The sequence below is a fragment of the Streptomyces sp. NPDC006368 genome, from assembly GCF_040612535.1.
In the GTDB taxonomy this organism is placed as follows: Bacteria; Actinomycetota; Actinomycetes; order Streptomycetales; family Streptomycetaceae; genus Streptomyces.
Genome location: NZ_JBEXQK010000043.1, coordinates 21,808 through 41,840 on the forward strand (window position 1 = coordinate 21,808; position 20,033 = coordinate 41,840).

Annotated in this window: 22 protein-coding genes; 11 read left to right on the forward strand and 11 right to left on the reverse strand. The window is 72.6% G+C overall.

Going from position 1 to position 20,033, the window contains the following annotated elements; translation table 11 throughout:
- Nucleotides 1-29: 29 nt before the first annotated feature.
- The gene (locus tag ABZZ38_RS25195) at nt 30-458 is read left to right on the forward strand and encodes a hypothetical protein (protein WP_356743875.1); all 429 of its coding nucleotides are present in this window, start codon (nt 30-32) and stop codon (nt 456-458) included.
- On the opposite strand, the gene ABZZ38_RS25200 is transcribed toward ABZZ38_RS25195, so the two are convergent.
- From ABZZ38_RS25200 to ABZZ38_RS25215, 4 genes are all read right to left on the reverse strand, one after another.
- Nucleotides 439-1,044 carry a nucleoside triphosphate pyrophosphatase gene (locus tag ABZZ38_RS25200; protein WP_356743877.1) on the reverse strand — a complete coding sequence of 202 codons (606 nt, stop codon included), beginning with the start codon at nt 1,042-1,044 and terminating at the stop codon, nt 439-441. The genes ABZZ38_RS25195 and ABZZ38_RS25200 overlap by 20 nt on opposite strands.
- Nucleotides 1,045-1,066: 22 nt before the next feature.
- Nucleotides 1,067-1,195, reverse strand: coding sequence for a hypothetical protein (locus ABZZ38_RS25205; RefSeq protein WP_356743879.1), 129 nt, complete (start codon nt 1,193-1,195; stop codon nt 1,067-1,069).
- 178 nt (nt 1,196-1,373) lie between these two features.
- A complete protein-coding gene (locus ABZZ38_RS25210) occupies nt 1,374-1,586 on the reverse strand; it encodes an acyl-CoA carboxylase epsilon subunit (protein ID WP_356743881.1) in 213 nt (70 codons plus the stop codon).
- Between the two features lie 11 nt (nt 1,587-1,597).
- A complete protein-coding gene (locus tag ABZZ38_RS25215) occupies nt 1,598-3,199 on the reverse strand; it encodes an acyl-CoA carboxylase subunit beta (RefSeq protein ID WP_356743883.1) in 1,602 nt (533 codons plus the stop codon).
- Between the two features lie 109 nt (nt 3,200-3,308).
- On the opposite strand from ABZZ38_RS25215, the gene ABZZ38_RS25220 reads away from it, so the two are divergent.
- From ABZZ38_RS25220 to hutH, 5 genes are all read left to right on the forward strand, one after another.
- Nucleotides 3,309-4,196, forward strand: a complete 888-nt coding sequence (locus ABZZ38_RS25220; protein ID WP_356743885.1) for a biotin--[acetyl-CoA-carboxylase] ligase — start codon at nt 3,309-3,311, stop codon at nt 4,194-4,196.
- A gap of 108 nt (nt 4,197-4,304) precedes the next feature.
- Nucleotides 4,305-5,561, forward strand: a complete 1,257-nt coding sequence (locus ABZZ38_RS25225) for an adenylate/guanylate cyclase domain-containing protein (protein WP_356743887.1) — start codon at nt 4,305-4,307, stop codon at nt 5,559-5,561.
- Between the two features lie 36 nt (nt 5,562-5,597).
- Entirely contained in the window at nt 5,598-6,386 is a 789-nt protein-coding gene (locus ABZZ38_RS25230; RefSeq protein ID WP_356743889.1) for an enoyl-CoA hydratase-related protein, read from the forward strand.
- Nucleotides 6,387-6,416: 30 nt separating this feature from the next.
- Nucleotides 6,417-7,586 (forward strand): sensor domain-containing diguanylate cyclase, encoded by a 1,170-nt coding sequence (locus ABZZ38_RS25235; RefSeq protein WP_356743891.1) that lies wholly within the window; start codon nt 6,417-6,419, stop codon nt 7,584-7,586.
- Between the two features lie 64 nt (nt 7,587-7,650).
- Nucleotides 7,651-9,192 carry a histidine ammonia-lyase gene (gene hutH, locus ABZZ38_RS25240; protein ID WP_356743943.1) on the forward strand — a complete coding sequence of 514 codons (1,542 nt, stop codon included), beginning with the start codon at nt 7,651-7,653 and terminating at the stop codon, nt 9,190-9,192.
- A gap of 33 nt (nt 9,193-9,225) precedes the next feature.
- Here hutH and ABZZ38_RS25245 read toward each other — a convergent pair whose 3' ends face one another.
- On the reverse strand, nt 9,226-9,504 hold the full coding sequence (locus ABZZ38_RS25245; RefSeq protein ID WP_356743893.1) for a hypothetical protein: 279 nt from the start codon (nt 9,502-9,504) through the stop codon (nt 9,226-9,228).
- A gap of 106 nt (nt 9,505-9,610) precedes the next feature.
- On the opposite strand from ABZZ38_RS25245, the gene ABZZ38_RS25250 reads away from it, so the two are divergent.
- Both ABZZ38_RS25250 and ABZZ38_RS25255 read left to right on the forward strand, forming a co-directional pair.
- Nucleotides 9,611-9,949 carry a hypothetical protein gene (locus tag ABZZ38_RS25250; RefSeq protein WP_356743895.1) on the forward strand — a complete coding sequence of 113 codons (339 nt, stop codon included), beginning with the start codon at nt 9,611-9,613 and terminating at the stop codon, nt 9,947-9,949.
- Between the two features lie 271 nt (nt 9,950-10,220).
- Complete coding sequence (locus tag ABZZ38_RS25255; RefSeq protein ID WP_356743897.1) at nt 10,221-11,486, forward strand: Ig-like domain-containing protein; 1,266 nt, start codon at nt 10,221-10,223, stop codon at nt 11,484-11,486.
- A 91-nt stretch (nt 11,487-11,577) separates the two neighbouring features.
- Here the strand turns inward: ABZZ38_RS25255 and ABZZ38_RS25260 are convergent, their stop codons facing one another.
- Nucleotides 11,578-12,435: a helix-turn-helix transcriptional regulator gene (locus ABZZ38_RS25260; RefSeq protein WP_356743899.1), complete on the reverse strand. Its 858-nt coding sequence runs from the start codon at nt 12,433-12,435 to the stop codon at nt 11,578-11,580.
- Between the two features lie 148 nt (nt 12,436-12,583).
- On the opposite strand from ABZZ38_RS25260, the gene ABZZ38_RS25265 reads away from it, so the two are divergent.
- Nucleotides 12,584-13,627 carry an NAD(P)-dependent alcohol dehydrogenase gene (locus tag ABZZ38_RS25265; RefSeq protein ID WP_356743901.1) on the forward strand — a complete coding sequence of 348 codons (1,044 nt, stop codon included), beginning with the start codon at nt 12,584-12,586 and terminating at the stop codon, nt 13,625-13,627.
- Between the two features lie 49 nt (nt 13,628-13,676).
- Here the strand turns inward: ABZZ38_RS25265 and msrA are convergent, their stop codons facing one another.
- Nucleotides 13,677-14,339: a peptide-methionine (S)-S-oxide reductase MsrA gene (gene msrA, locus ABZZ38_RS25270; RefSeq protein WP_356743903.1), complete on the reverse strand. Its 663-nt coding sequence runs from the start codon at nt 14,337-14,339 to the stop codon at nt 13,677-13,679.
- Between the two features lie 369 nt (nt 14,340-14,708).
- Nucleotides 14,709-15,812: a hypothetical protein gene (locus tag ABZZ38_RS25275; protein ID WP_356743905.1), complete on the reverse strand. Its 1,104-nt coding sequence runs from the start codon at nt 15,810-15,812 to the stop codon at nt 14,709-14,711.
- A gap of 66 nt (nt 15,813-15,878) precedes the next feature.
- Between ABZZ38_RS25275 and ABZZ38_RS25280 the strand changes: the two genes are divergently transcribed.
- Nucleotides 15,879-17,033 carry a cystathionine gamma-synthase gene (locus ABZZ38_RS25280; RefSeq protein ID WP_356743907.1) on the forward strand — a complete coding sequence of 385 codons (1,155 nt, stop codon included), beginning with the start codon at nt 15,879-15,881 and terminating at the stop codon, nt 17,031-17,033.
- 10 nt (nt 17,034-17,043) lie between these two features.
- On the opposite strand, the gene ABZZ38_RS25285 is transcribed toward ABZZ38_RS25280, so the two are convergent.
- From ABZZ38_RS25285 to ABZZ38_RS25295, 3 genes are read right to left on the reverse strand one after another with little or no spacing between them, the layout of a single operon-like run.
- Nucleotides 17,044-17,298, reverse strand: coding sequence for a hypothetical protein (locus ABZZ38_RS25285; protein WP_356743909.1), 255 nt, complete (start codon nt 17,296-17,298; stop codon nt 17,044-17,046).
- Nucleotides 17,295-17,759 (reverse strand): sigma factor-like helix-turn-helix DNA-binding protein, encoded by a 465-nt coding sequence (locus ABZZ38_RS25290; RefSeq protein WP_356743911.1) that lies wholly within the window; start codon nt 17,757-17,759, stop codon nt 17,295-17,297. The genes ABZZ38_RS25285 and ABZZ38_RS25290 overlap by 4 nt, the downstream gene beginning before the upstream one ends.
- A 31-nt stretch (nt 17,760-17,790) precedes the next feature.
- Nucleotides 17,791-18,351, reverse strand: a complete 561-nt coding sequence (locus ABZZ38_RS25295; protein WP_356743913.1) for a MarR family transcriptional regulator — start codon at nt 18,349-18,351, stop codon at nt 17,791-17,793.
- Between the two features lie 123 nt (nt 18,352-18,474).
- Here ABZZ38_RS25295 and ilvA point away from each other — a divergent pair, with 123 nt between their 5' ends.
- Entirely contained in the window at nt 18,475-19,704 is a 1,230-nt protein-coding gene (ilvA, locus tag ABZZ38_RS25300) for a threonine ammonia-lyase (protein WP_356743915.1), read from the forward strand.
- Nucleotides 19,705-20,033 lie beyond the last annotated feature (329 nt).

Genomic DNA, 20,033 nt, shown 5'->3' on the forward strand with positions numbered 1-20,033 from the left:
CCGCAGGTAACAAGCAGGGGGTACCCGTGGTGGCCCGCAGACCGATCGCCCTGGCAGCGGGAATCGCGCTGCTCATCGAGGCCGTCGCCATCGTGGTGATCCACGCGGTGCTGGCCACGGTCGTCGACGGCCAGAGCATGTCGCTCGCCGATCTGGACCCCGGCGCCATGGTCGTCGGCACCTGGGTGATGGGCGGTGCCTTCGGCGCGTACCTCGTCCTGTGCGGCGTACTGCTGCTGATCCTCGCCTTGCGCGACCGTCCGCCCGGCCGCCCCACCCGCATCCTGCTGATCGCCTGCGCCATCACCCACGGGGTGCTGGGCGCGCTGGCGGTGGGCCTGGTCGGCTGGGGCGCGTTCGCGTTCATGATGGTGATGCTGGCCCTGCTCGTGGCGGCGCTGCTGCTGTACGCCCCGGAGGACGTCGAGCCTCGGGTCGTCACACCCACAGGTCGGTGATCTCGACCCCCAGCCGGCCCAGCAGCCTGCGCAGCAGCGGCAGGGACAGGCCGATGACGTTGCCCGGGTCGCCGTCGATGCCGTCGATGAACGGGGCCGACAGGCCGTCCAGGGTGAAGGCGCCCGCCACGTTCAGCGGCTCGCCGCTGGCCACGTACGCGGCGATCTCCTCGTCCGTGGGCTCACCGAAGCGGACCACCGTCGACGCCGTCGCGGAGGCGTACCGCTTCGCCGCCGTGTCGTAGACGCAGTGGCCGGTCTGGAGCACGCCGACACGGCCGCGCATCGCCTTCCAGCGGGCCGTGGCCTCCTCGGCGTCGGCCGGCTTGCCGAGCGCCTGCTTGTCCAGCTCCAGGACGGAGTCACAGCCGATCACCAGCGCGTCGCCCACCTCCGGGCGGGCCGCGACATGGGCGGCCTTGGCCTCGGCGAGGGAGAGGGCCAGCTCGGCGGGGGTCGGGGCGGTGACCTTGTCCTCGTCGACGCCGCTGACGATCACCTCGGGGGCGAGTCCGGCCTGCCGCAGCAGACCGAGGCGGGCGGGGGACGCGGACGCGAGGACGAGGCGGCGGCGCTGAGCAGTCATGCCCGTCATCGTACGGAACAGGTCAGTGCAGGCCCGTCACGAACATGGCCAGCACCATCGCCAGCGCCAGCAGGATCCCCGCGCGCCGCAGCATCGCCTGCGTGTGGCGCATCTCGTCGGGGGGTTCGTTCTTCGGGTCGGACCAGAGCATGTCTCCGATCCTGCTCCCGGCGGGGCGTGCGGCGCCTGAGTACGCGTACTCAGGCGCCCCGGTGCCAACGGGCCAGTCCGGCGTGGCCCGCCCCGGCGTGAGCGCCCACGAGGGCGGCCACGGGAGAACGGGCGGGGCCGCCGCACCACCGGTGTGACGGCCCCGCCCGCGATAGGCCTCAAACCGGCCAGTAGGAGCGCGCCCACGACCGCGGGCCCGGCTGCGGGCGCCGGGACCGGGCGATCCGGGCCGGGTCCGACCAGCCCTCCGGGACGTGCGGCGCGCCGTCGGCGGACTCGGCCGACGCCGACGCCGCGGCGCGCGCCCGGACCACCGCCAGAGCGGCGGCCAGCTCCTCCGGGGTCGGATTGCCCCGTACCACCTTGATCATCGGGGGGCTCCTTAGAGAGGGATGTTGCCGTGCTTCTTCGGAGGCAGGCTTTCCCGCTTCGTACGCAGCTGACGCAGGCCGCGCACGATCTGCGCCCGTGTCTGCGACGGCATGACCACCGCGTCGATGTACCCGCGCTCGGCCGCCGTGTACGGGTTGAGCAGGGCGTCCTCGTACTCCTGGATCAGCCGCGCCCGGGTCGCCTCCACGTCGTCCGCCTCGGCGATGGCCCGCCGGTGCAGGATGTTGACCGCGCCCTGCGCGCCCATCACGGCGATCTGCGCCGTCGGCCACGCCAGGTTCAGGTCGGCGCCCAGGTGCTTGGAGCCCATGACGTCGTACGCGCCGCCGAACGCCTTGCGGGTGATCACCGTGATCAGCGGCACCGTGGCCTCGGCGTACGCGTAGATCAGCTTGGCGCCGCGCCGGATGATCCCGCCGTACTCCTGGTCCACGCCGGGCAGGAAGCCGGGCACGTCGACGAAGGTCAGCACCGGGATGTTGAACGCGTCGCAGGTGCGCACGAACCGCGCCGCCTTCTCGGAGGCGTTGATGTCCAGGCAACCCGCGAACTGCATCGGCTGGTTGGCGACGATGCCGACCGGGAAGCCCTCGACCCGCCCGAAACCGGTGACGATGTTCGGCGCGAACATCCCCTGCGTCTCCAGGAACTCCCCGTCGTCCAGCACGTGCTCGATGACGGTGTGCATGTCGTACGGCTGGTTCGCGCTGTCCGGGATGAGCGTGTCCAGCTCCCGGTCCTCGTCCGTCAGCTCCAGGTCCGCCTCCTCCGGGAAGGCGGGCGCCTCGGAGAGGTTGTTCGAGGGGAGGTACGACAGGAGGGACTTGACGTACTCGATCGCGTCCTTCTCGTCCCCCGCCATGTGGTGCGCGACGCCCGAGGTGGTGTTGTGCGTACGGGCGCCGCCCAGCTCCTCGAAGCCGACGTCCTCGCCCGTCACCGTCTTGATGACGTCCGGGCCCGTGATGAACATGTGCGACGTCTGGTCGACCATCACCGTGAAGTCGGTGATCGCCGGCGAGTACACCGCGCCGCCCGCGCACGGCCCGACGACCAGCGAGATCTGCGGGATGACACCCGAGGCGTGGGTGTTGCGGCGGAAGATCTCGCCGTACATGCCGAGGGCCATGACGCCCTCCTGGATGCGGGCGCCGCCCGAGTCGTTGATGCCGATGACCGGACAGCCGGTCTTCAGGGCGAAGTCCATCACCTTGATGATCTTCTGGCCGAAGACCTCGCCGAGCGCCCCGCCGAAGACCGTGAAGTCCTGGGAGAAGACCGCCACCGGGCGGCCGTCGACGGTTCCGTACCCGGTGACGACGCCGTCGCCGTACGGACGGTTCTTCTCCAGGCCGAAGCTGGTGGAGCGGTGCCGGGTGAACTCGTCCAGCTCGACGAACGAATCCTCGTCCAGCAGGAGAGCGATCCGTTCCCGGGCCGTCAACTTGCCTTTCGCGTGCTGCTTCTCGACGGCGCGCTCGGAGCCCGCGTGCGTCGCCTCGTGGATACGGCGCTGCAGATCCGCGAGCTTGCCCGCGGTCGTATGAATGTCGATCTTCTGGGGCTCTTGGGGCTCTGCCGGCTCGGACATCGGGATGCGGCTCCCTGCCTGGTCACGGGATCGATGGCTACTGGCCCGTAGCGTAGCGGCGGCGATACCGTTCGGCAGTGCGGCGTTTGCCACACCTACGCTGGCTTGCATGACGCCCTCACATGGTCCATCCGGTCCGTCGCACGGTTCCCCCAGCCCGTGGTCGGATCTCGACCGCCCGCCGCTGAACACCACCGCGCTGCGTCGCGCGCTGCTGCGGCCCGGAGCCCTGTGGACCTCCCTCGACATCGTCCCGGAGACCGGCTCCACCAACTCCGACCTGGCCTCCCGGGCCGGCTCCCTGCCCGAGGGCGCCGTGCTCGTCGCCGAGGAGCAGACCGCGGGCCGCGGCAGGCTCGACCGCACCTGGTCGGCGCCCGCCCGCTCCGGCCTGTTCTTCTCCGTCCTCCTCAAACCGAGGGTGCCCGTCGCGCGCCTGGCCTGGCTGCCGCTGCTCACCGGGGTCGCCGCCGCCACCGGCCTGGCGCGGGCGGCCGGCGTCGACATGTCGCTGAAGTGGCCCAACGACCTGCTGGTGAACGTCCCGGGCCCCGGCGGCAAGGAGGAGCGCAAGACGGGCGGCATCCTCGCCGAGCGCGCCGGGGACGACGGCGTCGTCGTCGGCGTCGGCCTCAACGTCACGCTGCGCGCGGACGAGCTGCCCGTGCCGACGGCCGGCTCGCTCGCCCTCGCCGACGCCGTCTCCACCGACCGCGACCCGCTGCTGCGCGCAGTGCTGCGCTCCCTGGAGCAGTGGTACGGGCGCTGGACCGCGGCCGGCGGCGACCCGGCCGCCTGCGGGCTCCAGGAGGCGTACGCGGCGGGCTGCGCGACCCTCGGCCGCACCGTACGGGCGGAGCTGCCCGGCGCCCGCGCGCTGACGGGGGAGGCGGTGGCCATCGACGGGGACGGGCGGCTCGTGGTGGCCCGCGCCGACGGCGCGGGCCGGGAGGCCGTCGGCGCGGGCGACATCATCCATCTGCGCCCGGTGGGCTGAACGCGCTGCCGCACGGGGACGTGAGCCAGGGCACACCTGCCGTATCGTTGAGGCGATCCAGCGACAGATCGGCAGGGCAGTGCGCAGGGAACGGGCAGGAGGCGGCCGGTGACCGTCGACGACGCGAATTCGGGCGAGTCCGGTCCCGGGTCCGCCACGGGGCCCGGCACACCCGGCGCCACGGGGCCCGGCGGCGACCCCGCCCCGGGGCCCGCATCCGGTCCCGGACCGAGCTCCGGATCGGGTTCCGCCGCGGCCGATTACCCCACCCCCCACCACGTCGTCGACCATACGGCCGAACCGACCGACGACCCGCTGGCCATCCGTCTGGAGCAGCTGATCCTCGGCGCCGAGCGGCGCTACACCCCCTTCCAGGCGGCCCGCACCGCCGGTGTCTCCATGGACCTCGCCTCCCGCTTCTGGCGGGCCATGGGCTTCGCCGACATCGGCCAGGCCAAGGCGCTCACCGAGGCGGACGTACTGGCGCTGCGGCGGCTGGCCGGTCTCGTCGAGGCGGGGCTGCTCAGCGAGCCGATGGCGGTGCAGGTGGCCCGGTCGACAGGCCAGACCACCGCCCGGCTGGCCGAGTGGCAGATCGACTCGTTCCTGGAGGGCCTCACCGAGCCGCCCGAGCCGGGCATGACGCGCACGGAGGTCACGTACCCGCTGGTGGAGCTGTTGCTGCCGGAGCTCCAGGAGTTCCTGGTCTATGTGTGGCGGCGGCAGCTCGCGGCGGCGACCGGGCGGGTGGTGCAGGCCGCGGACGACGAGGAGATGGTGGACCGGCGTCTCGCGGTCGGGTTCGCGGACCTGGTCGGGTTCACGCGGCTGACGCGGCGGCTGGAGGAGGAGGAGCTCGGCGAGCTGGTCGAGGCGTTCGAGACGACCTGCGCGGACCTGGTGGCGGCGCACGGCGGACGGCTGATCAAGACCCTGGGCGACGAGGTGCTGTACGCGGCGGACGACGCCGGTACGGCCGCCGAGATCGCGCTGCGGCTCATCGAGACCCTCGCGCACGACGAGACCATGCCCGCGCTGCGGGTCGGCATCGCCTTCGGGACCGTGACGACCCGGATGGGCGACGTCTTCGGCACGACGGTGAACCTCGCGAGCCGGCTCACCTCGATAGCGCCCAAGGACGCCGTCCTGGTGGACGGGGCGCTCGCGCAGGAGCTGTCGCGCACGGGCGAGGCACCGGTGTCCGAGGCGCAGGTCGCCGACGAGGTGGCACGCGCGGAGAAGGAGGGCGAGGCGCCTCCGTCGTACCGCTTCGCGCTCCAGCCGATGTGGCAGCGGCCGGTCCGCGGGCTCGGTGTGATCGAGCCCTGGCTGCTGACGCGCCGGGAGCCTAAGATCCCCGGATAGCGATCGCTAACGCTCGTTAACCGGGAGGGTCTGGGAATGTCGGAGCAGCGCTTCGGGGAGTTCGTCGCCGTACGCCGTCATGAGTACGTGGCCGAGCTGGTCCTCGACCGGCCCAAGGCCATGAACGCCGTCTCCACGGAGATGGCCCGGTCCATCGGCGCCGCGTGCGACGCGCTGGGCGCCGACGCGTCGGTACGCGTGACCGTGGTGACCTCCTCCAACGACCGCGCGTTCTGCGTGGGCGCCGACCTCAAGGAGCGCAACTCCCTGACCGACGCCGAGCTGGTGCGCCAGCGGCCCGTCGCGCGCGGCGCCTACACCGGCGTGCTGGAGCTGCCGATGCCGACGGTCGCGGCCGTGCACGGGTTCGCCCTCGGCGGCGGCTTCGAGCTGGCGCTCGCCTGCGACCTGATCGTGGCCGACGCGACGGCGGTCGTCGGGCTGCCGGAGGTGTCGGTGGGCGTGATCCCGGGAGGCGGCGGCACGCAGCTGCTGCCGCGCCGGGTGGGGGCGGCGCGGGCGGCGGAGCTGGTGTTCACCGCGCGGCGCGTGGAGGCCGCCGAGGCGGCCGAGCTGGGGCTGGTGGACCGCCTGGTGGAGGACGCCCGGACGGGCGCGCTGGAGCTGGCCGCCCGGATCGCCGCGAACTCGCCGGTCGGCCTGCGCGCCGCCAAGCGGGCCATGCGGCTGGGGCAGGGGCTCGATCTGCGGGCCGGTCTGGAGGTCGAGGACGCGGCGTGGCGGTCAGTGGCCTTCTCCGGGGACCGGGCGGAGGGGGTCGCCGCCTTCAACGAGAAGCGGAGGCCCGAGTGGCCCGGAGAGTGAAAAAGGGCGAGGCCTCCCTAAGCTGGAGGAATGGGTGAGGATGTCCGGCTCCGGGCCGTAGTGGCGCTGGCGCAGTCGATGGCGGCGGCGCACACCCCGCGCGAGTCGTGGCGGGCGGCGGCGCTGGGCGCGCGCGACGCGCTCGGCGGGACCTTCGCCGCGCTGTCGACGTGGGAGCGGGACCTGGGCCGGCTCCGGGTGCTGGTGAACGCGGGGGAGCGGGCCGCGGGGGAGGAGGAGTTCCCGGACTCCGAGACGTACCCGGTCCACCAGTTCTCGGAGATCACCGAGTTCCTGCACGAGCGGTGGGCGGGGGGCGGTGAGCCGAACGCCTGGGTCGAGACGGCGGAGGGCCCGGGCCCCGGGGCGCACGGCTACCGCCTGCTGGGGGAACCTCCCGTGCGCGGAGGGCCACGGGGGAGGGTGTCGGCGCTGCGGCGGCGCGGGCGGGGCTGCTGTGTCGTCGCGCCGATCGTGCTGCGCGGGCGGGCGTGGGGCGAGCTGTACGTGGCCCGGCCGGTCGGGGCGCCGGTCTTCGGCCCGGACGACGCGAAGTTCGCCACCGTGCTGGCGTCGGTCGTCGCGTCCGGGATCGCGCAGACCGAGCGGCTGGAGGAAGTCCGGAAGCTGGCCTTTACGGACCCGCTGACCGGGCTGGCGAACCGGCGGGCGGTGGACATAAGGCTGGACGAGGCGGTCGAGCGGTTCCGGGCGGACGGGTCGGTGGTGTCGCTGGTCGTCTGCGACCTCAACGGTCTCAAGCGCGTCAACGACACCCACGGCCACGCGGTGGGCGACCGGCTCCTGGAGCGGTTCGGGTCCGTGCTGTCGTACTGCGGGGCGATGCTGCCGGGCGCGCTCGCGGCGCGGCTGGGCGGCGACGAGTTCTGCCTGGTCTCGGTGGGGCCGGAGGCGGACGAGGTGGTCGCGGCGGCGGACGAGCTGTGCGTACGGGCCGGGGACCTGGAGCTCGGCGAGGGCGTCGCCTGTGGCGTGGCGTCGACGGGTGACCCGATCGGGCCGGTGCGCTCGGCGCGGCGGCTGTTCCGCCTGGCGGACGCGGCGCAGTACCGCGCGAAGGCGGCGGGCTCGCTGAAGCCGGTGGTGGCGGGGCGCGACGGCACGGTGATCCGCCTGGCGGACCACCCCCCGACCCTCTCCCGCGACCGCCGCCGCTTCCGTGACGCCCGCCCGGAGTAAGGGGCAGGGTGGAGGCGGGGTAGTGACACGTCGGGATTCAGTCCGTACGCTGCTGAATATGGATATGCACACAGTCGTGGTGGGGACGTCCGGCACCACCGCACAGGACGTCATCGCCGTGGCCCGCGGCAACGCACGGGTCGAGCTGTCGCAGGAGGCGCTCGCCGCGCTCGCGAAGGCCCGGGAGGTCGTGGACGCCCTCGCCGCCAGGCCCGAGCCCGTGTACGGCGTGTCGACCGGTTTCGGCGCGCTGGCCACGCGGCACATCGGTCAGGAGCTGCGCACCCGGCTCCAGCGCAACATCGTGCGGTCGCACGCCGCCGGAATGGGCGCGCCCGTCGAGCGCGAGGTCGTCCGGGCGCTGATGTTCCTGCGGCTCAAGACCGTCGCCTCCGGACACACCGGTGTCCGCCCGCACGTGGCGCGGACCATGGCGGACGTCCTCAACGCCGGGATCACGCCCGTCGTGCACGAGTACGGCTCCCTGGGCTGCTCCGGCGACCTCGCGCCGCTCAGCCACTGCGCGCTCACCCTCATGGGGGAGGGCGACGCCGAAGGCCCCGACGGGGTGGTCCGGCCCGCCGGGGAGCTCCTCGCCGCCCACGGGATCGAGCCCGTCGAGCTGCGCGAGAAGGAAGGCCTCGCCCTCCTCAACGGCACCGACGGCATGCTCGGCATGCTGATCATGGCCCTCGACGACCTCGACAAGCTCTACAAGTCGGCCGACATCACCGCCGCGCTCTCCCTGGAGGCGCTGCTCGGCACGGAGAAGGTCCTCGCCCCCGAGCTGCACGCCATCCGCCCGCACCCGGGCCAGGGCGCCGCCGCCGCGAACATGCTCGCCGTCCTCCAGGGCTCCGGCCTCACCGGCCACTTCCAGGAGGACGAGGCCCCGCGCGTCCAGGACGCGTACTCCGTGCGCTGTGCCCCCCAGGTCGCCGGCGCCGGGCGCGACACCATGGCCCACGCCCGCCTCGTCGCCGAGCGCGAGCTCGCCTCGGCCGTCGACAACCCCGTCGTCCTCCCCGACGGGCGGGTCGAGTCGAACGGCAACTTCCACGGCGCGCCGGTCGCGTACGTCCTGGACTTCCTCGCCATCGCCGCGGCCGACCTCGGCTCCATCGCCGAGCGCCGCACCGACCGGCTGCTCGACAAGAACCGCAGCCACGGCCTGCCGCCGTTCCTCGCCGACGACGCCGGTGTCGACTCGGGCCTGATGATCGCCCAGTACACCCAGGCCGCCCTGGTCAGCGAGATGAAGCGGCTCGCCGTCCCGGCGTCCGCCGACTCCATCCCGTCCTCCGCCATGCAGGAGGACCACGTCTCCATGGGCTGGTCCGCCGCCCGCAAGCTGCGCACCGCCGTCGGCAACCTCAACCGGATCATCGCCGTCGAGCTGTACGCCGCGACCCGCGCCATCGAGCTGCGGACCGGCCTGACCCCGGCGCCCGCCTCCCGCGCCGCCATCGACGCGCTGCGCGCGGCCGGCGTCCAGGGCCCCGGGCCGGATCGTTTCCTCGCTCCCGACCTGGAGGCCGCCGACGCCTTCGTACGGGAAGGCCGGCTCGTCGAGGCCGTGGAGAAGGTCACCGGCCCGCTGGCCTGACCCCGACCGCCCACAGGGGCGCACGCGGCGCACTCAGAGCGCGGTGTGCGCCCCTCGGCGTACGGCGAAGACGACCAGACCCGCACCGATCCCGAGGAAGGCCGTGCCGCCCACGAGGTACGGGGTGGTGTCCACGCCACCGGTGTCGGCGAGCGCCAGATCCTGGTGCGCGGTGGCCGTCCTCCCGGCCTGGTGCTGCTCCTGCGCCGGTGACTGTTCGACTGTGGCGTTGGCCGAAGGAACGAACCACAGCGCGGCGAGCAGAGTCCCGGCGGTGGTGGCGGTCAGCAGCGGTCGACGTGCGACGGACACGGATTCAGATCCCCTTGCGGAACCGAGAATTGGTGGGTGCGCCGATGCTAATGAACACAGCGGGTCGCAGGAAAGTCGCGGGGTCCGGCAGCTTACGCTCCGTCATATGAGCCCTTCTGAGACATCACGGTATGTGCGACTTCGCGTGGAACTCACCCTGGAGATCACGGACACCGACCAACTCACCGCCGCCGCCCTGACCCGCATCGGCGCCGACGAGTTCATGCCGGACGACGAGCGGGCGCACGCCCGGGCGGTCGTCCGCGAGGACGAAGCGGAAGCCGTCGCGTACCTCATCGAGCCGGACGATCTGCTCGGCGACCTGCCGGGCGTCGAGCTCGCCCAGGCGTCCTGGAGCAGCGAGCAGGTCGAGTACGACCCCGAGGTGGAGGAGTGGGACCTGGACGAGGAGGATGATCTCAGCGACGAGCCGGGGCGGGTGTAGACGCGCGAGGTGGGCCGCGGTGAGCCGCTCCCCGGGCCGTGGTCCGGTCTCGGGCGCGGTTCCCGGGGTACAAGCGGTTCCGGGTCCCGGTCCGCGGGCGGTGGCGCCGGGCCGGGACCCGGTCCATACCCGGGGGTCCGATTCCCGCCTCGCGGGAACCGGGGCCGCACCCCGCGCGTCGATCAGTGTTGTTCCCCACATCGTTCGTGGATGTGGAACCGGACGGGTTGTTATGGGTGTTGTTGAAACAGTTGGCAGGGATTCGGCGACGATGGAGAAGCGTGTGATGACGGACAGCAAGCGGCGCAAGGGCCTGGTGGCCGCGTCCGCACTGCTCGGCGGCGTGCTGGTGCTCACGGGCTGCAATGACGGTGAGGCCAAGAGCAACGACACCTCCGACGGCTCGTCGTCACAGGCGCAGGTCGACGAAGCCGCGGCCAAGGACGCCTCACAGGCGCGAATAGAGATCTCGCCGAAGAACGGCGCGATCAACGCCGGCATCAACGACGACGCCAGGGTGACCGTCAGCGACGGCACGCTCACCCAGGTGACGATGACCGGCCAGGACGGCAAGAGTGTCCAGGGCGAGCTGTCCGCCGACGGCAAGAGCTGGAAGCCCACCGAGCAGCTCGACCGCTCGACCACGTACAAGATCGCCGCCAGCGCCAAGGACTCCGAGGGCCGCGAGGCCCACGAGAACTCCTCCTTCACCACCGTGTCGCAGGCCAACAGCTTCATCGGGAACTTCACCCCCGAGGACGGCTCCACGGTCGGCGTCGGCATGCCGGTGTCGATCAACTTCAACAAGGCGATCACGGACAAGAAGGCCGTCCAGTCCGGCATCACCGTCTCGTCGAGCACCGGCCAGGAGATCGTCGGCCACTGGTTCAACTCCCAGCGCCTGGACTTCCGGCCCGAGCAGTACTGGACCGCGGGCTCCACGGTGACGCTGAAGCTGAACCTCGACGGGGTCCAGGGCGCCGACGGCGTCTACGGCGTCCAGCAGAAGACCGTCACGTTCAAGATCGGCCGCAGCCAGGTCTCGACGGTCGACGTGGCCGAGAAGACGATGAAGGTCGTCCGGGACGGCAAGACGATCAAGACCATCCCGATCTCCGCCGGTTCCCCGGACAACCCGACCTACAACGGTCAGATGGTGATCTCCGAGAAGTTCAAGGAGACCCGGATGAACGGCGCCACGGTCGGCTTCACGGACGACGACGGCAAGGGCGAGTACGACATCAAGGACGTGCCGCACGCCATGCGGCTGTCCACCTCGGGCACCTTCATCCACGGCAACTACTGGGGCGCCGACTCCGTCTTCGGCAACGTCAACACCAGCCACGGCTGCGTGGGCCTCAACGACGTGAAGGGCGCGAAGGACCCGGGCCAGCCGGGGGCCTGGTTCTACGACAACTCGCTCATCGGTGACGTGGTCATCGTCAAGAACTCCAAGGACAAGACGATCCAGCCCGACAACGGCCTCAACGGCTGGAACATGAGCTGGTCGCAGTGGAAGGCCGGCTCGGCGGTCTGATCCCCGCACCGCGTCCCCGGCCTCAGGCGGGACACCGAAGGCGGCGGCACCCTCACGGGGGCCGCCGCCTTCGCCGTACCGGGACCGGTCGCTACCGGGGCTCGACGACCTCGTCCGCGCCCCAGGCCGCCAGCATCCGCAGCCCGTCCGCCGACGGGGAGCCCGGCTCCGCCGCGTACGTCACCAGGTGCAGGTCATGGTCGTCCGGGAGCCTCAGCGTCTCGTACGACAGCGTCAGCTCACCCACGAGCGGATGGTGCAGCCGCTTCACGCCGTGGCCCTTCTCCTGGACCGTGTGCGCCGCCCACAGCGCTCGGAACTCCTCGCTCTTCACGGACAGCTCGCCGACCAGGGACGACAGCTTGGGATCGTCCGGGTAGCAGCCCGCGCACATCCGCAGCACGCTCACGACCTCGGTGGCCTTGGACTCCCAGTCGACGTACAGATCGCGCGAGTTCGGGGCGAGGAACACCAGCCGCGCCATGTTCCGCTCCTCGTCCGGCAGCGCGGTGAAGTCGCCGAGGAGGGCGCGGGCCAGCCGGTTCCAGGCGAGGATGTCGAGCCGCCGCCCCAGCAGGTACGCGGGCACACCGTCCATCGCGTCCAGCAGGTGGCGCAGCTCCGGCCGCACCCGATGCGGCCGGGCCGCCGCCACGCGCTTCTTCTTCGCCTTCGGCTTGGCCAGATGCGTCAGGTGCGCGTGCTCGGCGTCCGACAGCCGCAGGGCGCGGGCGATGGCGTCGAGGACCTCAGTGGAGACGTTCGCGCCGTTGCCCTGCTCGATCGAGGTGTAGTACGCGACCGACACCCCGGCCAGCTGGGCCAGCTCCTCGCGGCGCAGACCGGGCACCCGCCGCGTCCGGCCGTAGTCCGGGAGACCGACGTCCGCCGGCTTGAGCCGGGCCCGCCGGGAGCGGAGGAACTCACTCAGTTCGGTGCGCTGGTCCATGGGAATCCAGTATTCCCCTTCGTACGCACCCGAGCCTGACCCCCTCAGTAGTAGGACCACCGGACGTACGTACAGCAGGGGCCTGGGTGGACCGTACGAACTGCGGCAGTGTCATCAGGGCAACCCCCGTTCAGAGGAGATCCACGGCATGACCACCGTCGCCGCCTACGCGGCCCCCGCAGCCAAGGCCCCGCTGGAGCGCACCACCGTCCCGATCCGGCCGGTCGGGGAGCACGACGTGCTGATCGAGATCGCGTACGCGGGCATCTGCCACTCCGACATCCACCAGGCGCGCGACGGGTGGGGCGAGGGCATCTTCCCGATGGTGCCCGGGCACGAGATCGCCGGCGTCGTCACCGAGACCGGCCCGGGCGTGACCCGTTACCGGGTGGGCGACCGGGTCGGCGTCGGCTGCTTCGTCGACTCCTGCCGCACCTGCGCATACTGCGAACAGGGCCTGGAGCAGTACTGCACGCGGGGCTCCACCCCCACGTACAACGGCCGCGACAAGAACGGCGAGCCGACCTACGGCGGCTACGCCACCCACATCGTCGTCGACGAGAACTACGCCGTCCGCATCCCGGACACCCTCCCCCTCGATGTGGCCGCGCCGCTGCTGTGCGCCGGCATCACCCTGTACTCGCCGCTGGTCCACTGGAAGGCCGGCCCCGGCAAGAAGGTCGCCATCGTCGGCCTCGGCGGCCTCGGCCACATGGGCGTGAAGATCGCCCACGCGATGGGGGCCGAGGTGACCGTCCTGAGCCAGTCGCTGCGCAAGCGGGAGGACGGGCTGAAGCTGGGCGCCGACCACTTCCACGCCACCAGCGACCCGGAGACGTTCCGGCAGCTGGCCGGAACCTTCGACCTGATCGTCTCGACCGTCTCGGCCCCGCTGGACTTCACCGCCTACCTGGCGCTGCTGAAGACGGACGGCGCCCTGGTCAACGTCGGCGCCCCGGAGGAGCCGGTCTCGCTCAACCTCTTCTCGCTGATCGGCGGGCGCCGCACGCTGGCCGGCTCCATGATCGGCGGGATCGCCGAGACGCAGGAGATGCTCGACTTCTGCGCCGAGCACGGACTGGGCGCGGAGATCGAGGTCATCGGCGCGGACCGGATCAACGAGGCGTACGAGCGCGTGCTGCGGAGCGACGTCCGCTACCGCTTCGTGATCGACACCGCCACGCTCCGGTGACGCAGCGGCCCGTGTCCGGGCCGCCCCGCCGCCTTCGCCGCCCGGCCGCTCAGCCCTCGGCCCTGGCCACGCCGATCGGGCAGGAGACGCCCGTGCCGCCGATGCCGCAGTAGCCGCCCGGGTTCTTGTCCAGGTACTGCTGGTGGTACGCCTCCGCCGGGTAGAAGGGGCGGTCGTCCGCCGGGAGGATCGCCGTGGTGATCGCGCCGTAGCCCGAGCCGGTCAGCACCCGCTGGTAGGCGTCGCGGGAGGACTCGGCGGCCTCCTGCTGGGCGGGGGAGTGGGTGTGGATCGCCGAGCGGTACTGGGTGCCCACGTCATTGCCCTGGCGGAACCCCTGCGTCGGGTCGTGCGACTCCCAGAACAGCTTCAGCAGGTCGGCGTACGACACGACCGACGGGTCGAAGACGACGCGGACCGCCTCCGTGTGTCCCGTCAGGCCCGAGCAGACCTCTTCGTACGACGGGTTCGGCGTGTAGCCGCCCTGGTAGCCGACGAGGGTCGTCCACACGCCGCCCGTCTGCCAGAACTTCCGCTCGGCGCCCCAGAAGCAGCCCAGCGCGAAGTCGGCGACCTCCAGGCCGGACGGGTAGGGGCCCAGGAGCGGGTTGCCGAGGACGGTGTGGCGGGCGGGGACGGTGAAGTCCGGCTCCGGACGGCCGCGCAGGGCCTCGTCCGGGGTCGGGAGCACGGGGGTGCGGCCGTAGAACATGCGGATCTCCTCTGGGTGGCTGCCGCTCGGTACAACGTACGGGCCGGGGCCGGGATTCCGGCCCCGGCCCGTACGTCCGCACGCCCCTTCGGCCAGCAGGTCCCCTTCGGTCAGGGCGTGGTGAGCAGCTTGCGCGGCGGCTCGGTGTCGGGGGCGCGTCCGCGACCGCCGCGTCCAGCGCGGACGGCATCAGGTCCGCGTACCCCGGCGGCAGCTGCGGCGACGCCGGCTCCGGCCACGACAGCTGCCGGCGGGCCCGGCCCTGCGCGATGAACTCCCCGGCGACCACGCGCGACGGCCCGCCGGGGGCGCGGGGCGGGCGGGGTCCTCCGGGCTCGACGCCTCGCGACCGCCGTAGGGAGCGGGAGGTCAGTGCGGGAGCGTCGCCGGGCTGCCGCCGTTCGCCTCGTAGCCCGCGACCGCCAGCGCCCGGTACACCGCGTACTCCGCCGCCGGGTCCTCGCTCAGCGTCCACGGCAGCGCCCCGATGTGACCGTCCACGTGGACCAGCTGGCGCATCGCCTCGGACCAGCGCTCCGCCCGTACCAGGAAGTGGATCAGCAGATGGCGCGCGTGCGCCAGCATCGGGTCGTCGGGGCGGGCCGAGTGCACCGCGTACAGCGCGCCCTCCATCGCCTTCGACACGACCTCGGTGCCGTAGAAGTCCCGGACCAGCGCCACCTCGGGCAGGTGCTCGAAGACCGCGAACAGCGGCAGCGCGGCGAGCAGTGAGCCCTGCGGGGCGCGGGCCGCGGCGGCCGTCGCGAACTGGTCCGCGTCCCGGCGCGAGCCGTGCCACTTCTCGCACCAGTAGTGCAGGGCTGCCAGGTGCGCCCCCATGTGGTGCGGCGCACGGTCGATGATCTTCGCCCACACCTGGTCGAACTGCTCGTGGGTGTATCCGAGTCCGCGTGCGACGGCCAGCTCGATGATGTACGGCACGGGGTCCCCCGGCGCCAGCAGCGCGGCCTCGCCGCACACCGTACGCGCCTCTTCGAGGATGATCCGGAAGTCGTCCGTACCGGCCGACGACGACCGCCACGCCTGCTGCACCAGGAACTCGGCGTGCACCGCCGCCCCGCCCGGGTCCTTCGGCTTGTCCGCCCGCCACGCCCGCAGCCACGCCCCGCCGGTGCCCGGCTGGTGCTGGAGCTCCAGCGACGCGGCGCCCGCGAACGCCTGCACGCGCTGCCAGCGCACCTCACCGTCCTTGTCCGTGCCGGCCAGCAGCTGTGACGCCGCCCGCCAGTCCTGCGTCCGCTGCACCACGTCCAGCACGTCCACGAGATCCTGGTCCGGCCCCGGCATCCGTACGTCCAGCTCCTCCTGGCGCACGAAGCCGTACGCGGCCGGGTCGGCGGCGTCCGGCGCACCGGGCTCGGCCAGGCGGATGCCGCCACGGCGGCGCGTCAGCCACGGCACGACGATCACGCCGATCAGGCCGACGAGGAACAGGAACCACAGAATCTCCATACGGCCCATTGTCCCGGACGCCGCCGACACTCCGGCAGGGCCGTACCGGGACTACGCTCGGGGCTCATGAGCGACCAGCACACGCACCAGAGCTTCGAGACCCGCGCCATCCACGCGGGCAACACCGCCGACCCGCTGACCGGCGCGGTCGTCCCGCCCATCTACCAGGTGTCCACCTACAAGCAGGACGGTGTGGGCGGACTGCGCGGCGGCTACGAGTACAGCCGCAGCGCCAACCCGACCCGGACCGCGCTGGAGGAGAACCTCGCGGCGCTGGAGGGCGGCCGGCGCGGTCTGGCCTTCGCGTCCGGCCTCGCGGCCGAGGACTGCCTGCTGCGGGCGCTGCTGGTGCCCGGCGACCACGTGGTCATCCCGAACGACGCGTACGGCGGCACCTTCCGGCTGTTCGCGAAGGTCGCCTCGCGCTGGGGCGTGGAGTGGTCGGTCGCCGACACCTCCGACCCGGCGGCGGTACGGGAGGCGATCACCGACCGTACGAAGGTGATCTGGGTCGAGACGCCCTCGAACCCGCTGCTCGGCATCACGGACATCGCGGCCGTCGCGGACGTCGCGCGCACCGCGGGCGTCAAGCTGGTCGTCGACAACACCTTCGCCAGCTCCTACCTCCAGCAGCCGCTCGCGCTCGGCGCGGACATCGTCGTCCACTCGCTGACGAAGTACATGGGCGGCCACTCGGACGTCGTGGGAGGCGCGCTGGTGACGGCCGACGAGGCGCTCGGCGAGGAACTGGCCTACCACCAGAACGCCATGGGCGCGGTGGCCGGCCCGTTCGACTCGTGGATCGTGCTGCGCGGCATCAAGACCCTCGCCGTCCGCATGGACCGGCACAGCCAGAACGCGGCCCGGATCGCCGAGATGCTCACCCAGCACCCCAAGGTGACCCAGGTCCTCTACCCGGGCCTGCCGGACCACCCCGGCCACGAGATCGCCGCCAAGCAGATGAGGGACTTCGGCGGCATGATCTCCTTCCGCGTCGCGGGCGGCGAGGAAGCGGCGGTCGACGTCTGCAACCGCGCCGAGCTCTTCACGCTGGGCGAGTCCCTGGGCGGTGTCGAGTCGCTCATCGAGCACCCGGGCCGCATGACGCACGCGAGCGTCGCCGGGTCGCTGCTGGAGGTCCCGGCGGACCTGGTGCGGCTGTCGGTCGGCATCGAGAACGTCGACGACCTGATGGCGGACCTACGCCGCGCGCTGGGCTGACCGCGGGTTCTCAGAAGCCCTCCAGCGGCGGTGTCGTCCTCGACGGCGGCGGCACCCGGGGCTCCACGACCGACGCCCACACGGTGAGCGCGATCAGCGCGGCTCCCAGCAGCAGCCACCCCACGCGCCGCAGCACGCGCGCGTGGCGCAGCCTGCGGGAGCCGCGCGTGACCGCCCGGGGCAGCAGGTCCGCCGGGACGTGAGGGCGCGGCGGCGCGTCCAGCATGCGCCGTACCTCGTCCTCCTTGCGGTCGTGGAGGCTCACGGCTCCACCGCCCCGCCGTCACGCGCGGCGCCGTGGCGCAGGACGGTGACCGCACGCGCGCAGAGGGCGCGCACCCGCTCCACCGGCAGGCCCAGCAGCGCCGCCGTCCGCTCCTCGGCGACGCCCTCGTACAGGCGCAGGACGACCACGAGCCGTTCCAGAGGGGTCAGCCCGGCGAGGACACCGCCCCGCGCGCGGGGCAAGCGCCAGGCCGTCCGGGCGAACCGGGCGGCCAGCTCCTGGCGGGTGGTGTCGTACGGGTCCTCGCCGCGCAGCCGGTCCCAGCGGGCGTACGTCACGGCCAGCGCGGCGGTCAGCAGGGCCTGCGCGCGGGGATTACGGGCGGGCGGCTCCGCGGTCAGCAGGGTCGCGGCATGGAGCAGCCGGCCGCCCGCGCCCGCGACGAACGCCTCGAACTCCCGGGCGCGGTGGCGCCGCGCCGTCGCCTGCCGCTCTCGCACGTCCTCATATCAGGCCGACCTTGCGGCCGGGTCAAGAGGCCGGAGCGGTTTCCGTTTCCGTGGGCATGCGCACCGACGTGTCCGCGGTGGTCCCGGCGGGTGCCTCGGCAGGCGGCAGACCGGCCTGCCGGGCGGACAGGGCCGAGTTGAAGCGGGTGAGCAGCGTGCAGAACGACTCCCGCTCCGCCTCCGTCCAGCCGTCCGTCACCTGGGCCATCAGCTCGCGCCGCGAGGAGCGCACCTCTTCGAGCCGGGCCTGCCCGCGCGGCGACAGCTGGAGCACGACCGCGCGGCCGTCCTCCGGGTGCGACGTGCGCTTGACCAGGCCGGTGTCGACGAGCGGCGCGACCTGGCGGGTGACGGTGGACGAGTCGATGCCCATGCCGGCCGCCAGCGCCTTGACGCCCATCGGGCCTTCCTGGTCGAGCCGGTTCAGCAGCAGATACGCGGCGCGGTCCATCGAGTTGCGGAGCTGGCCCGTGCCCCCGAGGCGGGTCTGCTCGGCCCGCCGGGCGAAGACGGCCACCTGGTGCTGGAGGGCATCGAGGAGACCTGGGTCAAGATCAGTCGTCATGTCCTGTGATGTGGGCATGGCTGGAGGCTCTCTCGTGCGGTGGTGGTCGGTTGGTGGGGGACAGAGTACGCGGACCCGCGCGAGTCCGTACCGGCGCTGCACAAACGTGATGAGCTGCGAGGGAGCTGCGAGACTTGCGTCATGAGCTTCCGTACGCCTCACTCCTCACACCCGCTCATCCTCGATGACGTGCGCGGTGCGCAGAAGATGCTCTCGGGCGTGGCCCGGATGACCCCGATGGAGGGCAGCCGACACCTGTCGCACCTGGTGGGGGCACCGGTGCACCTCAAGTGCGAGAACCTGCAGCGGACCGGCTCGTTCAAGCTGCGCGGGGCGTACGTACGGATCTCGGGGCTGCGCCCGGAGGAGCGGGCGGCCGGGGTCGTCGCCGCGTCGGCCGGGAACCACGCGCAGGGCGTCGCCCTCGCCTCCTCGCTGCTGGGCGTGCGCTCCACCGTCTTCATGCCGGTCGGCGCCCCGCTGCCCAAGATCGCGGCGACCCGGGAGTACGGCGCCGAGGTGCGGCTGCACGGGCACGTCGTGGACGAGACGCTGGCCGCCGCGCAGGAGTACGCGCGCGAGACGGGCGCGGTGTTCATCCACCCCTTCGACCACCCCGACATCATCGCGGGACAGGGCACCGTGGGGCTGGAGATCCTGGAGCAGTGCCCCGAGGTGCGGACGATCGTCGTCGGGACCGGCGGGGGCGGGCTGGTGGCGGGCATCGCCGTCGCGGTCAAGGCGCTGCGCCCGGACGTGAAGGTGATCGGCGTGCAGGCGGAGGCCGCGGCGGCCTATCCGCCCTCGCTCAGCGCGGGCCTGCCGCTCGCGGTGGACACCGGCCCCACGATGGCCGACGGCATCAAGGTGGGCCGCCCCGGCGACGTACCGTTCGCGATCGTCGAGGAACTGGTCGACGAGGTCCGCACGGTCTCCGAGGACGCCCTGTCGTCGGCGCTGCTGCTGTGTCTGGAGCGGGCCAAGATGGTCGTGGAACCGGCCGGGGCGAGCCCGGTGGCGGCCCTGCTGAGCGCGCCGGAGACCTTCCAGGGGCCGGTGGTCGCGGTGCTGTCGGGCGGGAACGTGGACCCGTTGGTGCTCCAGCGCATCCTGCGGCACGGCATGGCGGCGGCGGGGCGGTACCTGAGCCTGCGGCTGCGCCTGACGGACCGGCCGGGCGCGCTCGCGACGCTGCTGGGGGTGCTGTCGGTGGTGGACGCCAACGTCCTCGACGTGGGCCATGTACGGACCGATCCGCGGCTCGGACTCACCGAGGTCGAGGTCGAGTTGCACCTGGAGACCAAGGGCCCGGAGCACTGCGCCGAGGTCGCTTCGGCCCTGCGCGACGCGGGCTACCTGGTCATCGGCTGAGCGCGCGGGCCGCAGGGGCGCGGCGGTGCGCCGGTGCGGGCTCCGCCGAGGGCGGGAGCCGGTGCGGCGGGCCGCGGCAGGCCCGATGAACGGGGTCCCGATGGGCGGGGTCCAGACGGGCGGTGTCCCGAGCGGGGTCCCGAGGGGCGGGGGTCCGGACAGTATCGCGAGTGGTCTCGCGACTGTCGCGTCCGGCCGCCGAGCCGCAGTGTTGTGAGACGCGATGTATCGCGTTACGGTGTGCGGGTTGTCGCGCTTGCCGAGCGCGGCGTGTCCGGCGTCTCTACGCTCTGCGGTAGAGCATCGCCACTTCATCTCGTCGTGATCCG

Coding starts and splice junctions, on each gene's coding strand:
- ABZZ38_RS25200 (WP_356743877.1), bottom strand. CDS start 1,044: ATGACTGCTCAGCGCCGCCGCCTCGTCCTCGCGTCCGCGTCCCCCGCC.
- ABZZ38_RS25205 (WP_356743879.1), bottom strand. CDS start 1,195: ATGCTCTGGTCCGACCCGAAGAACGAACCCCCCGACGAGATGCGCCAC.
- ABZZ38_RS25210 (WP_356743881.1), bottom strand. CDS start 1,586: ATGATCAAGGTGGTACGGGGCAATCCGACCCCGGAGGAGCTGGCCGCC.
- ABZZ38_RS25215 (WP_356743883.1), bottom strand. CDS start 3,199: ATGTCCGAGCCGGCAGAGCCCCAAGAGCCCCAGAAGATCGACATTCAT.
- ABZZ38_RS25220 (WP_356743885.1), top strand. CDS start 3,309: ATGACGCCCTCACATGGTCCATCCGGTCCGTCGCACGGTTCCCCCAGC.
- ABZZ38_RS25230 (WP_356743889.1), top strand. CDS start 5,598: ATGTCGGAGCAGCGCTTCGGGGAGTTCGTCGCCGTACGCCGTCATGAG.
- ABZZ38_RS25235 (WP_356743891.1), top strand. CDS start 6,417: ATGGGTGAGGATGTCCGGCTCCGGGCCGTAGTGGCGCTGGCGCAGTCG.
- hutH (WP_356743943.1), top strand. CDS start 7,651: ATGCACACAGTCGTGGTGGGGACGTCCGGCACCACCGCACAGGACGTC.
- ABZZ38_RS25250 (WP_356743895.1), top strand. CDS start 9,611: ATGAGCCCTTCTGAGACATCACGGTATGTGCGACTTCGCGTGGAACTC.
- ABZZ38_RS25255 (WP_356743897.1), top strand. CDS start 10,221: ATGGAGAAGCGTGTGATGACGGACAGCAAGCGGCGCAAGGGCCTGGTG.
- ABZZ38_RS25260 (WP_356743899.1), bottom strand. CDS start 12,435: ATGGACCAGCGCACCGAACTGAGTGAGTTCCTCCGCTCCCGGCGGGCC.
- ABZZ38_RS25265 (WP_356743901.1), top strand. CDS start 12,584: ATGACCACCGTCGCCGCCTACGCGGCCCCCGCAGCCAAGGCCCCGCTG.
- msrA (WP_356743903.1), bottom strand. CDS start 14,339: ATGTTCTACGGCCGCACCCCCGTGCTCCCGACCCCGGACGAGGCCCTG.
- ABZZ38_RS25275 (WP_356743905.1), bottom strand. CDS start 15,812: ATGGAGATTCTGTGGTTCCTGTTCCTCGTCGGCCTGATCGGCGTGATC.
- ABZZ38_RS25280 (WP_356743907.1), top strand. CDS start 15,879: ATGAGCGACCAGCACACGCACCAGAGCTTCGAGACCCGCGCCATCCAC.
- ABZZ38_RS25295 (WP_356743913.1), bottom strand. CDS start 18,351: ATGCCCACATCACAGGACATGACGACTGATCTTGACCCAGGTCTCCTC.
- ilvA (WP_356743915.1), top strand. CDS start 18,475: ATGAGCTTCCGTACGCCTCACTCCTCACACCCGCTCATCCTCGATGAC.